Here is a 12,224-nt window from a genome sequence, read left to right as displayed (position 1 = left end):
ATTTGACCGACACCAGCGGACTGGCAGTTCGACCGAGGATGGCATGAAAAACCGATCGACGACGGCGCAATCCACCAGAGCGGTGCGGCGTCAGGGGCCTACCGGGATCATTGCGCTTGCGACGCTGGCCATGTTTGCGGCGGTGGCGCCGGTGACGGCTGCCAAGCAAGCCCGTCAGCCGGTCGAGGCGGTGGCGCCGCGCGTAGCCGGCGAGCCGATCATGGCGATCGTGTCGATCAAGAGCCAGCAGGTCACCTTCTACGATTCCGACGGCTGGATCCTGCGCGCGCCGGTGTCGACCGGCACCACGGGACGCGAGACGCCGGCGGGCGTCTTTGCCATCATCGAGAAGGACAAGGACCACCGCTCGACCATGTATGACGATGCCTGGATGCCGCACATGCAGCGCATCACCTGGAATGGCATCGCGCTGCACGGCGGGCCGCTGCCCGGCTATGCCGCCTCACATGGCTGCGTGCGCATGCCGTTCGGCTTTGCCGAGAATCTGTTCGACAAGACGTATATCGGGATGCGCGTGATCATCTCGCCCGACGATACGGTCCCGACCCAGTTCTCCCACCCCGCGCTTTTCATGCCGAAGCGGGAGGCCATTGCGGCGGCGCCGAGCCGTGCCGACAAGCTCTCCGCCGAGGCGGAGGAGGCCACCAGGGCCGCCGACGAGGCCAAGAAGGCCGCATCGGCAGCCGCAAAAGAAGCCGCTTCGCTGCCGGCGGCGCTGCGCAAGCTGGAACAGCAGAAGGCTCGCGCCGACGCCGAGCTCGCTTTCGCCGACAAGATGCTCGCGAACGCAAAGACCGATCAGGCCCGGACCAAGGCCGAGGAGCTGAAGCAGAAGGCCGCCGCCAAGGCTGCGGATGCAGCGACGCAGCTCGATGCCGCAAAGGCCGCGGCGCAGCCGAAGCGCGAGGCCGTCGCCGCCACCAAGGAGGCCGCCAAGGTCGCGGCGGCCAGGAAAGCCGACGCCGTGAAGGCGGCGACCGATGCAAAGCTCGCGCTCGAGCCGGTCTCGGTCTACATCAGTCGTGCGACGCAGAAGCTGTACGTGCGGCGAAACACCCACAAGCCGGCACCCGATGGCGGCGGCGAGGTGTTCGACACCAGCATCGAGGTCCCCGTCACGATCCGCAATCCAGACCAGCCGCTCGGCACGCATATCTTCACGGCGATGGCGAGGACCGATACGGGCCTGCGCTGGAGCGTGGTCACGATCGAAAACGGCGACGAGGCGAGGGCCGCGCTCGACCGGATCACCATCCCGCAGGACGTGCTCGATCGTATCGCGCCGACCGCGTTGCCGCGCTCCTCGATCATCATCTCGGACGAGCCGCTGAGCAGCGAGACCAACTATCGCACCGAGTTCGTCGCGGTGCTGAGCAATCAGCCGCAGGGCGGCTTCATCACCCGCAAGCCGACCGCGCCTGCCATGATCGCGAGCGATGACGGCTGGGACAATGGCGGCAACGGCTTCGGCTTCTTCTTCCAGCGCGATCCGTACGTGCAACCGGTCAATCCGCGCCGGAGAGGCCAGTATCAGTATTACCAATCGACGCAGCCGGTGCAGCGGGGCTTTTGGTAGCGACGCGGAGATCGCCTGCGGCGCAGGCTTACGGCCGCGCCGTGATCACCAGAGCCTGAATCTTGGCTTCGACCGGACCGGAGCCATGGCGCATCCGGATCGCCTCAGTGACCGCGTCAGTCGCAGCCTGAAGGTCGCCGCCGCTTCTTGCCTCGATCTCGCCGCGCAGCGGCGTGCCCTGGCAGTAGGCGATCGCCACGTATTCCGCCGTTGGCGCGCGGCTGATTGCGGATCGCGTTTCGATGGAGACGCTGCCAAAACCTGCCCGTTCGAGATCGGCCCTGATGATCGCATGGTCGAAATAGCCGTGCGGTGTCCGGGCCATGAAACGCGGCGGATCATCGGGAAACAGCTTGGCCAAGGCGATCGTTGTATCGTGGGCGAACACGTTGTCCTCGATGCGGTCCCAGACGTTGAAGAGGAACGTGCCGCTCGGCTTCAAAACGCGCTTTGCTTCGGAATAGCCCTTGACGCGATCCGGAAAGAACATGGCGCCGAACTGGCAGCAGACCACGTCGAATTCGGCGTCGCCGAACGCAAGGGCCAACGCATCCGCCTGGCGCCAGACAATGCGAGCATCGTCTGCCTGACGCTGCGCTGCAACCGCGAGCATCGGCTCGTTGAGATCGGTCGCAACATAGCGGACGCTGCGTGGCAGCGCCGCCGCCACGGCGCGCGTGACCGCGCCGGTGCCAGCCGCGATCTCGAGCAATACGGAAGGCGAGAGCGCGGCGACGCGTCTTGCGATGTCATCGGCATAGGCGGCGAAGATCATCGGGACGAGATATTCGTCGTAGAGTTTTGGGACGGAGCCGGCGAAAACCTTGTCGGTGTCGGTCATGCTTGCCTCGCTGAAGGTTCAGACGCGAGATCAAGCTACCATGGACCGCTAGCTCACCGCGCCAGCAAAGATGCGAACCAGGCCGGTTTCCGCATCGGGCGCGCTCCAGGCGGTGTCGGCCAAGCCGGCCATCCGTTCTACGATTTCGCCTCGCCGCTGCGGGCCGCACCGCGCAGACGCCCGCCGTCGATAGCGGGTTGAGCGGGATGTAAGGCGCCCAGCGTCCTATCGTGCGTGCGATCGCGCGCGACAGATTAGATGATCGAGCGAGATGTACCCGGGTCCGTAAGCCATGAGGGCAAGTGCCATGGCCGTCCAAGTGAGGTGAATCGGCCAGCCGTCGGGCACGGTGAGCTCGACGATAACGGTCATGAGCAATAATCCGAGCGCAGCGAACCGTGTGCCGAGACCCAGCACCAGCAGGATTGGAAACATGATCTCGCCACATCCCGACAGGAAGGCCATTACCGCCGGCGCAGGAAAGTGATAGGGCCCGCCGGGCAGGTGCAGCATGAACTCGTCGCTGAACAGCGTCACCGCGGTGTCGTTGAGTCTGAGGAAGCCGTCCCACTTGAGAATGCCCGAGCGCCAGAAGGGAACGGCGAGCGCCGCGCGCAGCACGAGCTGAACGAGCGAGGGCGCGGCAATCGTCCGTATCAGAGAGTTGGCCTTGTCGAGCAGCAACCCAAGTGATGGCAGGGCGCTTCCCGCAGTCATGCGTTGGTCGGTGATCATCATGCGTCTCCGAGAGCAAGCGAAGTGAATGCGCCAGCCTCGATCAGGCCGGTGATGTTGGAAGCGAGATCGAGATCGGGGCATGCATCCAGCGCCGACGCGGCGGCCCCGCCGAGTGGCTCGCCCGACGCAAGACGTTCGGCAAACACTGCGCCGCCGGGCGGAAGGCGCCGCACCATGACGTCGAATTCGGGCCGGGTGATCAACGCGTCTTCCGGCGTCGACGCGTCAATGCGCCCGACGGGTGCGTCGTCGCGGTTGGCGGCAAAGATCGTCACTGCCGAGAAGGGCGAGCGCACGATGCGCAGCGCCGGATGCGCGATGAAGACGAGATCGGCCAACCGTTCCGAGGCGAAGGCCGCCAGCGCAGCGGCCGATAACGGCGCGGCGTCCTGCGCATGGTAGGCATCGAGCCACGCCCGCTCGATGCGTGCAACATCCGCAAGCCAGGGCATTGTCTGCGCATACTCATAACGTGTGATGAAGTCGGCAAACTCGCGGCCATATTCGAACAGCAGCGGGGAAGTGGGCGGGCTGCTACGGATGTGGAAGCGCGCCATGGCACGGAAGAAATCAGGACCGGTGATGCGCTGCACCGCCGGATAGATCGCAGCGAGGGCATCGATCAGGCTCACCGTGACATTGTTGCGGTAGACGGCGTAGCGCTTGCCGGCGGCCTTGCCGTTCGGACCCGCCACGATCGCGGGCGCCGCCCGCGTGGGGTCCAGCAGTCCCGGCGTAAAGGCGGCGGCATAGGACAGGTCCTGCTCAGGTGGCATGACGGTCTCCCGCAGTCGCAGTCTGATTGCAGCGATCGAGGATTGCCTGTGCGGCGGCGGCTTCCGCCTGCAGCACCGGCCAGTCCGGAATCTTGCTATCCCATTCGATCAGCGTCGGCACGCCACCGCGGCGCCGGATGACGATCTCGAATAGCTTCCAAACGGCATCTGCGACCGGGCCGTCATGGCTGTCGATCAGCAGCAGGTCGCCTTCGTCATCGGCCTGCTCTGCGTGGCCGGCGAGGTGAATCTCCCCGACGTGCGCCAGCGGAAATTCCGCGAGGTACTCAAGCGCGGAGAATCCGTGATTGGTCGCGGATACGAAGACGTTGTTGATGTCGAGCAGCAGCCCGCAGCCGGTGCGTTCGGCAATGGCGCGGATGAAATCGGTCTCGCTCATCGACGATTCGCGAAAGGCGACATAGGTCGACGGATTTTCCAATAGCAACGGACGGCGGATCGCGTCCTGCACCTGGTCGATGTGGTCGCAGACGCAAGCCAGCGTCGCTTCGGTGTAGGGCAGCGGCAGAAGATCGTTGAAGAAGCTGGTCTCATGCGTTGACCAGGCAAGGTGTTCGGAGACCAGCGCTGGTTGGTAGCGAGCTACCAAACCTCGGAAGCGGGCCAGATGCGCCTTATCGAGCGGCGGGGGTCCGCCGATCGACATGCAGACGCCGTGCAGCGACAGCGGATGGTCGCGGCGGATCGCCTCCAGCGCGCGATGCGGCGGGCCGCCCGCGCCCATATAGTTTTCGGCATGTACCTCGAAGAAGCCGCATTGCCGGCCCGTGCTCAGGATGGCCTGGAGGTGCTCGGGCTTGAAGCTCGTCCCGGCAACACCGCCGATGGGAGCGGAGTAGCGGAGTGGCACCGCAGACGCCTCGGGCACGGTTGCCGTCGTCATTGTCTTCTCCGCTCTTCACTGTTGTCGTGGGCGCGACGCGGTGCATTAGACCGGCTTGAGCGAACCCTTCTTGCCGTTCGGCAGCTCGATGCTGGTGCAGGTGCCGCCCTGCACGAACTTCCAGGCGTTGCCTTGGAAATCGACGGTGGATGTGCCCTGGCAGGTCGTGCCCGGCCCCGCCGCGCAATCGTTCTGGCCCTTGAGCGCGACGCCGAAGCATTTTTCCTTTTTGGCGGCGACGGCCGCATCGGCCTCCGCCTTGGTCAGCGGACCGGCGGCCGCGAGGGTGGCGAGGGCGGTTGACACCGCGCCGGCGAGAACGATCGACGTGACGACGTGCTTGGCAGACATCGGAGTTTCTCCTGTTCGAAATGGCATCGCCTGGCAGGCGAAAGCGCATAATCTCCTTCGCTCCGCGCGCAGCGCGCGTTACTAAGAAGCTACTCACGAATCCGTGAGACCGCTTGGATCTGGCGCACGAAGGCGCGCTTGGGTCAGGATTAGCGGGCAGGCGGCCGTTCAAATCCAATGCGTTGGCGCTATTGAGACATTAGCGGGAGAGCATTGGCCGCGTCGGATTGGACCGGCCAGAGGTAACGAACGGCGGAAGCCAGCGAAGAGCAATGACAGGGGAGCCGTGTCCGACCGAAGGGGGGAAACAACCATGAACGTCGATCCAGGACGGCAGCTTCGGGCGATCGCCAGGCTAACGGTCAGCACGCCTGGCCGTCTCGGCCCTGGTCCCAACAAGTTCACCGGCGAAGCCGCGCGCGACCGCTGTCGGCAATATTCAGCCGCGGCGCCCGATGTCTCATGCCGTCCGGTTGCAGCGTTGACCGCGAAATAGCACGACGCAGAAGCGCGCGCCGTCCGCCAAACCGGTTGGCAAAGTCTGCCCAGCACGGGCATGATGCGGATATGAAAACCACGCTGCTCAAGCCCGAACACTACACCCGCTCGCCGTGGAAAAACGGCGGCGGCTTTTTCACCGACATCGCGGATGCCCATCGCGGTGATGCACCGGTGAAGGATTGGGACAGCCTGCTCTGGCGCTTTGCCAGTACGCCTATCGTTACGCCCGGTCCGTTCTCCTACATGCCCGGCATCGACCGCCTCCAGATGGTTGTGGGCGGGCGCGGGCTGGTGCTGAAGTCGCCTGCGCAGGAATTCGATGAACGAGAACCTTTCACGACCGTGCGCTTCGCCGGGGAGCTCGATATCGTGACGAAGCTCGAGGCCGGTCCGGTCGAGGTCGTGAACCTGATGGCGCGGCGTGGTGCGGTCGAGGTCGAGCTCGAAGCGCTCAGGCCGCCCGGCGATCGGTCGTTGTTTGCCGGCACGCATCTGGTTTACGCGGTTCGGGGCGATTGCAGCGTCCGTCTTGGCGGGGAGGGCTTCGCGATTCCCGATGGCGGCACGCTGAAGGTCGAACTCACCGAGCCGTCGAGCCTCGCGCTCGCATCGGGTCTGGCGGTGTTGGGGTCGATCCGGATCGTCGGTGAGATGGCGCCTCCCCAAACGGCGGCTGCGCACAAACCGGGCAACTGGCCAGGTTGACGCCGTCGCGCCGGAGCACGATATCTGCGCGATGCAGACCGCCGCTCAAAGGGGCAAGATATGGACGCGCCAGACATTCACGCCCCCGCCACGCAAGCCGACAATGTCGTCGACTGGTTGACCAACGGCACGCGCGACGAGCGCTTCGTCGATAACATCTTCGCGCAGATGTGCGTCCGCCTCCAGCAGGCCGGCATCCCGCTCAAGCGGTCGACGCTTCACATCCTGATCCATCACCCGCAATGGCTGGGAGCGCGGATGATGTGGTCCGACGGGATGCGCGAGGCGGAGATTGCACTTGTCGACTACGACGTTCGTGAGCGCTCCGAATACATCGGCAGCGCCGCCAATGAGATCCTTGAAGGCGCCGACGAGGTGCGCGAGCGGCTGGAGCAGGATCGTTCGCTCGGCCGCAGGCACGCGCTCTACGACGAGATGCGGGCGCGAGGCCTGACCGATTATGTGGCCTGGCCGCTCTACCACACGCTCGGCAAGCGCCACCTCGTCACCTTCGCCACCGATCGTCCCGGCGGGTTCGACGATGCGCATATCGCCGGCCTGAAGAAGCTGCTGCCGGTGTTAGCGCTGGTCAGCGAGATCCGCGTCAAGAACCGCCTGGCGCGCACGCTGCTCGAGACCTATGTCGGCCACCATGCCGGCGAGTTGATCCTGGCCGGCGCCACCAGGCGCGGTACCGGCACGACGGTGCGCGCCGCGATCATGATCTGCGACCTCAGAGACTTCACAAAAATCTCGGACAATTGGCCGCGCGATGACGTCATCGATCTCCTTAACGACTATTTCGACGCGATGTCCGAACCCATCGCGCGGTATGGCGGCGAAATCCTCAAATTCATCGGCGACGGCCTGCTCGCCATCTTCCCGCTCAGCCAGCCCGACGCTTGCGCCAACCTGCTCCATGCCGTGACCGAAGCCCGCAAGGCCATGGCCGCCTTGAACGAGCGGAACAGTGCGACCAGCCGCGCGCCGCTCAATTACGGTATCGGCGTCCATGTCGGCGACGTCATGTACGGCAATATCGGTTCAACCAGCCGGCTCGATTTCACCGTGATCGGCCCCGCCGTCAACATGGCCTCGCGCCTGGAGGCGCTCACGAAGCAGCTCGGACGAACGGTGCTGCTGTCGCGCGCCTTCGCCGAACTGGTGGAGAAGGAGTTCGCGCTGGAGCATGTCGGCCAGCACGAGGTGCGCGGCTTCAGCGACCCGATCGAGCTGTTTGCGTATCAGGGGTGAGCGGCGCACGGCGCCGGCTGAATTCGACCCAGCGGCGCCTATTTGCGGTTCGAGCCGGAGTTCGGCATGGCCTGCTGACCGCCCTGGGTTTGCCTGGGGTCGTTGTCCCCTGGCCGGGTCGTTGATGACTTGGCCGGCGCGCTCGCGCCGCCGCTGTTGTTATCCGATGACGTATTGAGGCCCGAGGCGCCTGCTCCGGTCGTGCCGCCTGTCCCGGTCGAATCGATGCTCGACCCGGTCCTGGACGCACCCGCGCCGCCTTGCGCAAGCGCGATGGATTGAGACGCGAGCGCCGCAATGAGCCCTGCGATGACGAGTGCTTTCATGTCCGCTCCTTTGCGCAAAGCCAGGCAGCCCCGGCCCGGCGGTCCGGGGGCGGGGGTCGAGCCGAGGCCGCCATTTGCCGGAATTGTGGAACCCCGGCGGCAGGCCAATGCGCGGGAACGCCGGGCGTTCCTATTCCCGGTTGGCCGAAGCTATGCCGCTAGGCTGACCAGCGATCCTGCTCTTCCTGGTGAGCATGCTCGTTCAGGCGGTCGGCGATTTGGTCCGCAATCTGCTCCGACTCGGCCGAGGCGACGGGGTCGCCCTTGTGTGTCTTCAATTTGTCCTTGTCGGCTTCGATCGGGAAGTCGTCAGGGGTCAGTCCGGCTTCCTTGCTCATGGCGCGCCTCGCTGTGTCCAGAGTCCGGAAAACACGCGTGAAGGCTGATCGTTGCTATGAAGACGAAGGCCCATTGACGGAGCAAAGTCAGGCGCCGCCAACTGCCCGGATGACGGTCCCGCTCCCGCCGCAGGTGGCGCAAGAAGCGCCGTCAATGCGCCCCTTGCCGTGACAATCCGGACAAACATCTTCGCCGGTCCCGGTCGTTCCCCGCGGGGCTTCGTCACCGGGATTGAGCGTTGGCTGCGTCCCCGTCTTTGCGCTTTGCACGTCGAAAGTCTTGGCCTTGGTCATCTGCACCTCCTCGAAAGGACTGCAACGCGCCTTGCCGCAGGAAGTGCCAATTGGCTGAAACCATGCGAGTCGGGACCTCGGAATATCTCTCCCCACCGGGAACAGCGCGATCGCATATGACAGCTGCGAGGCCAGCGAACGTGCTCGGCCTGCATGGTTCGCAACGCCCCGCTGAGGCCGGCTCCTCGCCATGCGGGCCCCAAGATTTGGCCGCAACCTAGGCCTCATCCTGAGCGCCTGCCGCCGGGACGACGTTTGGCTTCGGAGCCCGCCGAACCTGTGAACGGCGAGCCCCGCCAGGGCGGCAGCGTCAGTCTATTCGGACATTGATTGTCTCTACGGCCGATCGCTCACGCGGCGCGCCGGCCGGTGATTGCTACTTCTCGACAGCCCCCGACCAGTCCTTGAAGCCGCCGACGTTGTAGACCTTCTCGTACCCCATATCCTTCAAGAGCTTCCCGGCCAGCGCCGATCTGCCGCCAGACGCGCAGTAGAGAATGACGGTCTTGCTCTTGTCGAACGCCTTGTCGTGATACGGCGACTCTGGATCGGCGCGAAACTCCAGCATCCCGCGCGAGACATTCACGGCGCCCGCGATCTTGCCGCTGGCGGCAACTTCCGGGGCATCGCGAACGTCCACCACAAGCGTGTCGCCGTTCTTGATCATCTCGGCCGCTTGGTCCGAGGTGATCTTGGGGACTGCCGCGTTCGCGGCTTCCAGCATTTGCTTGACGCTTGTTGACATCTTTTCTCTCTCCCTTGCTGCCCTCGCATGAGGATAGCACATCGATCTGTGCTTCGCCTGCTCCTGTCGGTGGACGTCGGCCCCATGGATTCCACCGCGCCGAACGATGGCAAAGCCCTATTGCCGATGCAGGATTGTACGAATAGGCTCCGTCCCGAAAGCGCTCAACGGTCCCTCGATCGGCCGCACATTCATGCCCAAATTCCTTCGCATCGGAGTCCTTCAGTCGAACGTATCCGGATACACCTCAAAGGCCTGGTGCATTCGGCGGGTCGGCTCGACGGTCTTCCTGAAATGGGGCGCCGTGGAGGTCAATGGCGCCGGCGATGGGCGCAAGGTCTCCTGGTCGCGATCGCCGCAGGAGAAGACGATCCGTTGCGGCACGGCGCAGCGCGCGCAGGACTACGCCAAAGCAGCGATCGCTCGGCGCCGCAGCCATCGCTATGAGCCGCTGACCGGACCGATCGCGCTGCGGCGTCGGTCCGCGAACGGTGGCGCCGAGCTCAAGCAGGCGCTCGCCACCATCCTGATCGTCGATATCGTCGGCTCGACCGCGAAGGCTGCGAAGCTCGGCGATGCGCGTTGGACCAAGGTGATGGGCCATTATTACGCGGCCGTCCGCAAGGAATTGAAGAGCTCGCGCGGCAAGGAAGTCGTGACCACCGGCGACGGCGTGCTGGCGACGTTCAAGAAGCCCGCCGCCGGCGTCAATTGCGCGACCGCGATCCAGAAAGCCGTGCGCACGCTGGGCCTCGAGATCAGGGTCGGCTTGCACGCCGGCGAATACACCATCAGCGGCGGCGAGATGGTCGGCCTCGCCTTCCACATCGGCACCCGCGTGGCCGCCAAGGCGCGCGCCGGGGAGGTTTTGGTCTCGAGCGCGGTGAAGGAGCTGATGAAGACGCAATCTGCGATCAGCTTGAAGGATCACGGCGTGCACCGGCTGAAGGGTGTGCCGGAAAGGTGGAGGCTGTGGCGGGTGGAGGGGTGAAGGGACGTCTGGGCGGGGAGGCAGTTCGCCTCCGGTTTTCGAACCTGCCAATAAATTGAAATTTGGTGCACTGTCACCGTAATCGCCGCTTGAGCGATAGAAATCAGGTCAGACGGACACGCAAGAGCACTGACTTGGTGCGCACCGAAATGCGGCAACGGGCGACCAAGCGTGCGCTTCAGGTGCAGTGGCTTGGCGAGCACCGACAAGTTCATAATTTGGGTGATGGGCGCGGCGGGACCCGAACCGGCAACCAGACCGTTATGAGCGGCCAGGCGCGGGAGCGCGCAAAGGCCGAGCGCCGCGAGGGGGCGCCCGGCTAACGACCGTCGGACATGAGGAATGATCGCTCAGACTGGAACCGTCGCGGTTGCATTCTTGGCCGCCATGGCTGCAGGTCTCGCCGCCGCCGCGATGGCATCCGCCTTGAGCCGTACCAATTCGCCTGCGAGACACGGCCCGTGGTCGGATTGCCGCTTCGCGACCTGGCAATCGCCGAGGCGATTCCGGCCGCGGGCCCATCCGAACTCGCGCAGTCCTCGGCGAAACGCCTCCAGGGTGCGCCCGCCAACTGTGCGCCACGCGTCCTGAGGGGCGCGCACACTCATCTGCAGTGCAATGATCGGCTGCGACCTGGGTTTGATCTTGATCAAGTTCAGCAGCGTCGCCGCCACGATCATCGTTAGGACGCCACCGACGCTGAGCGTGATCTGCATCGCAAGCCCCTCCGATATGTCGAGCAAAGCCAGGAGACTGACCAGCGTAAGCAGAACGCCGAGGCAGAAGATTGGCAACGAGTTCTTGCCACAGAGGATGGCGCCGCGCATCACCGCAGTCGTCAATGCTTGTCGATTGGGTGGCACGAGCCATACCGCTACAACCGCAAGAGCCAAGAAATGCAATAGACGCAACGGATCGAGATTCGATTTGTCTACCGGATAAGCCAACTTCGTCAGCCCCTGCGGGATCAACGCTTCCAGCGGCTTGATTCTCCAGCTCAATGCGATGACGAGGCTGACGACCAGATAGAGAATGGCAGGCGCAAGCGCCATGCGTGACGTTAGCCAGGGGCGCACTCTTTCGCCCTCGATTATCACCCACGCGCCAAGCACCACCAGCAGCTGCCAGGCCAGTGGATTGAAAGCCCAGTGGCCGTTCGGCCACGCCGGCAAGGACCAGCCGAACATATGCACCAGCGCATAAAGCGCCAGCGAGGCGCCCAGCGTCAGGTTCGGCAGTCGGAGCAGCAACCACAGCAACGGCGCGAACAAGAGGTGGAGAAGCACGAAGATCGGCAACACGTCGGTATTGACCGGGCGGTATTGCAGAATTGCCGCGTGCGCGAGCGTCGCGCCAGGCTGGTCCAGCAGAATGCGCGTATTGCTCTCGTCAGCAAGGCGTTCCACGCCAGCGATGTGGACTAGGATGGCGCAGGCGAGCGTGAGCAGAAGAAATGCGATATAGATGTCCCAGCTTCGCCGCAGCGTGCGGCGGATCACGCTGGTCCATCCTTCGCAGCTCCATACCTTGCCGTAGGCCAGTGCGCAGGTGACGCCCGAAACGAACATGAACACTTCCGCGGCATCGCTGAAGCCGTAGTTCCGTAGCGTCAGCCAGCTTCCAATGTTATGGGGGACATGATCAAGAAAGATGCACCAGAGCGCGATGCCGCGGCAGGCGTCAATGCGCAGGTCGCGGCCGTTGGCTTTCAGCTCCGGCAGCGCGGCCGCCGATGGCTTCGGGGTGGCGGTTCGGTCATGCATTGGCTTGCCTCGTCCAGCGTGCGCGCACGCTTCAAGAGGAACGATCGACAGGAATCGAATCTGACAAAAAAGCGGCCTGCGGCGGCGGGTTCGTGACAGC

General features: G+C 64.5%; 15 protein-coding genes. 5 read left to right on the top strand and 10 right to left on the bottom strand.

From position 1 onward, the window contains the following. Positions 1-43: 43 nt before the first annotated feature. Positions 44-1,597: a L,D-transpeptidase gene (locus IVA96_RS05950; protein ID WP_247416084.1), complete on the top strand. Its 1,554-nt coding sequence runs from the start codon at positions 44-46 to the stop codon at positions 1,595-1,597. Positions 1,598-1,625: 28 nt separating this feature from the next. Here the strand turns inward: IVA96_RS05950 and IVA96_RS05945 are convergent, their stop codons facing one another. From IVA96_RS05945 to IVA96_RS05925, 5 genes are all read right to left on the bottom strand, one after another. Then, the gene (locus IVA96_RS05945) at positions 1,626-2,438 is read right to left on the bottom strand and encodes a class I SAM-dependent methyltransferase (RefSeq protein WP_247416083.1); all 813 of its coding nucleotides are present in this window, start codon (positions 2,436-2,438) and stop codon (positions 1,626-1,628) included. Between the two features lie 225 nt (positions 2,439-2,663). After that, a complete protein-coding gene (locus tag IVA96_RS05940; RefSeq protein ID WP_247416168.1) occupies positions 2,664-3,173 on the bottom strand; it encodes a DoxX family protein in 510 nt (169 codons plus the stop codon). Beyond that, on the bottom strand, positions 3,173-3,952 hold the full coding sequence (locus IVA96_RS05935) for a DNA-binding domain-containing protein (protein WP_247416080.1): 780 nt from the start codon (positions 3,950-3,952) through the stop codon (positions 3,173-3,175). The genes IVA96_RS05940 and IVA96_RS05935 overlap by 1 nt, the downstream gene beginning before the upstream one ends. Further along, positions 3,942-4,856: a DUF692 domain-containing protein gene (locus tag IVA96_RS05930; protein ID WP_247416077.1), complete on the bottom strand. Its 915-nt coding sequence runs from the start codon at positions 4,854-4,856 to the stop codon at positions 3,942-3,944. The genes IVA96_RS05935 and IVA96_RS05930 overlap by 11 nt, the downstream gene beginning before the upstream one ends. Positions 4,857-4,901: 45 nt before the next feature. Beyond that, a complete protein-coding gene (locus IVA96_RS05925; RefSeq protein ID WP_247416074.1) occupies positions 4,902-5,207 on the bottom strand; it encodes a DUF2282 domain-containing protein in 306 nt (101 codons plus the stop codon). Between the two features lie 313 nt (positions 5,208-5,520). Between IVA96_RS05925 and IVA96_RS05920 the strand changes: the two genes are divergently transcribed. From IVA96_RS05920 to IVA96_RS05910, 3 genes are all read left to right on the top strand, one after another. Further along, a complete protein-coding gene (locus tag IVA96_RS05920) occupies positions 5,521-5,703 on the top strand; it encodes a hypothetical protein (RefSeq protein ID WP_247416072.1) in 183 nt (60 codons plus the stop codon). Positions 5,704-5,774: 71 nt separating this feature from the next. After that, the gene (locus tag IVA96_RS05915) at positions 5,775-6,413 is read left to right on the top strand and encodes a HutD family protein (protein WP_247416071.1); all 639 of its coding nucleotides are present in this window, start codon (positions 5,775-5,777) and stop codon (positions 6,411-6,413) included. A 60-nt stretch (positions 6,414-6,473) separates the two neighbouring features. Further along, on the top strand, positions 6,474-7,667 hold the full coding sequence (locus tag IVA96_RS05910; RefSeq protein WP_247416070.1) for an adenylate/guanylate cyclase domain-containing protein: 1,194 nt from the start codon (positions 6,474-6,476) through the stop codon (positions 7,665-7,667). Between the two features lie 38 nt (positions 7,668-7,705). Here the strand turns inward: IVA96_RS05910 and IVA96_RS05905 are convergent, their stop codons facing one another. The 4 genes from IVA96_RS05905 to IVA96_RS05890 form a co-directional block, all read right to left on the bottom strand. After that, a complete protein-coding gene (locus IVA96_RS05905) occupies positions 7,706-7,993 on the bottom strand; it encodes a hypothetical protein (protein WP_247280811.1) in 288 nt (95 codons plus the stop codon). 158 nt (positions 7,994-8,151) lie between these two features. After that, entirely contained in the window at positions 8,152-8,331 is a 180-nt protein-coding gene (locus IVA96_RS05900) for a hypothetical protein (protein WP_247280810.1), read from the bottom strand. Between the two features lie 87 nt (positions 8,332-8,418). Then, positions 8,419-8,625 (bottom strand): hypothetical protein, encoded by a 207-nt coding sequence (locus IVA96_RS05895; protein ID WP_247416068.1) that lies wholly within the window; start codon positions 8,623-8,625, stop codon positions 8,419-8,421. Positions 8,626-9,001: 376 nt separating this feature from the next. Next, positions 9,002-9,370: a rhodanese-like domain-containing protein gene (locus IVA96_RS05890; protein WP_247280808.1), complete on the bottom strand. Its 369-nt coding sequence runs from the start codon at positions 9,368-9,370 to the stop codon at positions 9,002-9,004. Positions 9,371-9,563: 193 nt separating this feature from the next. Between IVA96_RS05890 and IVA96_RS05885 the strand changes: the two genes are divergently transcribed. Then, positions 9,564-10,361, top strand: coding sequence for an adenylate/guanylate cyclase domain-containing protein (locus tag IVA96_RS05885; RefSeq protein WP_247416040.1), 798 nt, complete (start codon positions 9,564-9,566; stop codon positions 10,359-10,361). Positions 10,362-10,711: 350 nt separating this feature from the next. On the opposite strand, the gene IVA96_RS05880 is transcribed toward IVA96_RS05885, so the two are convergent. Continuing rightward, complete coding sequence (locus IVA96_RS05880; protein ID WP_247416038.1) at positions 10,712-12,124, bottom strand: OpgC domain-containing protein; 1,413 nt, start codon at positions 12,122-12,124, stop codon at positions 10,712-10,714. Between the last annotated feature and the right edge of the window lie 100 nt (positions 12,125-12,224).

Source organism: Bradyrhizobium sp. 159 (assembly GCF_023073795.1).
Classification (GTDB): Bacteria; Pseudomonadota; Alphaproteobacteria; order Rhizobiales; family Xanthobacteraceae; genus Bradyrhizobium.
This window is presented reverse-complemented; position numbering and strand designations above follow the sequence as displayed.

Excerpts from the sequence above, each read along its gene's own strand:
- IVA96_RS05950 (WP_247416084.1), top strand. The coding sequence starts at position 44 with ATGAAAAACCGATCGACGACGGCGCAATCCACCAGAGCGGTGCGGCGT.
- IVA96_RS05945 (WP_247416083.1), bottom strand. The coding sequence starts at position 2,438 with ATGACCGACACCGACAAGGTTTTCGCCGGCTCCGTCCCAAAACTCTAC.
- IVA96_RS05940 (WP_247416168.1), bottom strand. The coding sequence starts at position 3,173 with ATGATCACCGACCAACGCATGACTGCGGGAAGCGCCCTGCCATCACTT.
- IVA96_RS05935 (WP_247416080.1), bottom strand. The coding sequence starts at position 3,952 with ATGCCACCTGAGCAGGACCTGTCCTATGCCGCCGCCTTTACGCCGGGA.
- IVA96_RS05930 (WP_247416077.1), bottom strand. The coding sequence starts at position 4,856 with ATGACGACGGCAACCGTGCCCGAGGCGTCTGCGGTGCCACTCCGCTAC.
- IVA96_RS05925 (WP_247416074.1), bottom strand. The coding sequence starts at position 5,207 with ATGTCTGCCAAGCACGTCGTCACGTCGATCGTTCTCGCCGGCGCGGTG.
- IVA96_RS05920 (WP_247416072.1), top strand. The coding sequence starts at position 5,521 with ATGAACGTCGATCCAGGACGGCAGCTTCGGGCGATCGCCAGGCTAACG.
- IVA96_RS05915 (WP_247416071.1), top strand. The coding sequence starts at position 5,775 with ATGAAAACCACGCTGCTCAAGCCCGAACACTACACCCGCTCGCCGTGG.
- IVA96_RS05910 (WP_247416070.1), top strand. The coding sequence starts at position 6,474 with ATGGACGCGCCAGACATTCACGCCCCCGCCACGCAAGCCGACAATGTC.
- IVA96_RS05905 (WP_247280811.1), bottom strand. The coding sequence starts at position 7,993 with ATGAAAGCACTCGTCATCGCAGGGCTCATTGCGGCGCTCGCGTCTCAA.
- IVA96_RS05900 (WP_247280810.1), bottom strand. The coding sequence starts at position 8,331 with ATGAGCAAGGAAGCCGGACTGACCCCTGACGACTTCCCGATCGAAGCC.
- IVA96_RS05895 (WP_247416068.1), bottom strand. The coding sequence starts at position 8,625 with ATGACCAAGGCCAAGACTTTCGACGTGCAAAGCGCAAAGACGGGGACG.
- IVA96_RS05890 (WP_247280808.1), bottom strand. The coding sequence starts at position 9,370 with ATGTCAACAAGCGTCAAGCAAATGCTGGAAGCCGCGAACGCGGCAGTC.
- IVA96_RS05885 (WP_247416040.1), top strand. The coding sequence starts at position 9,564 with ATGCCCAAATTCCTTCGCATCGGAGTCCTTCAGTCGAACGTATCCGGA.
- IVA96_RS05880 (WP_247416038.1), bottom strand. The coding sequence starts at position 12,124 with ATGCATGACCGAACCGCCACCCCGAAGCCATCGGCGGCCGCGCTGCCG.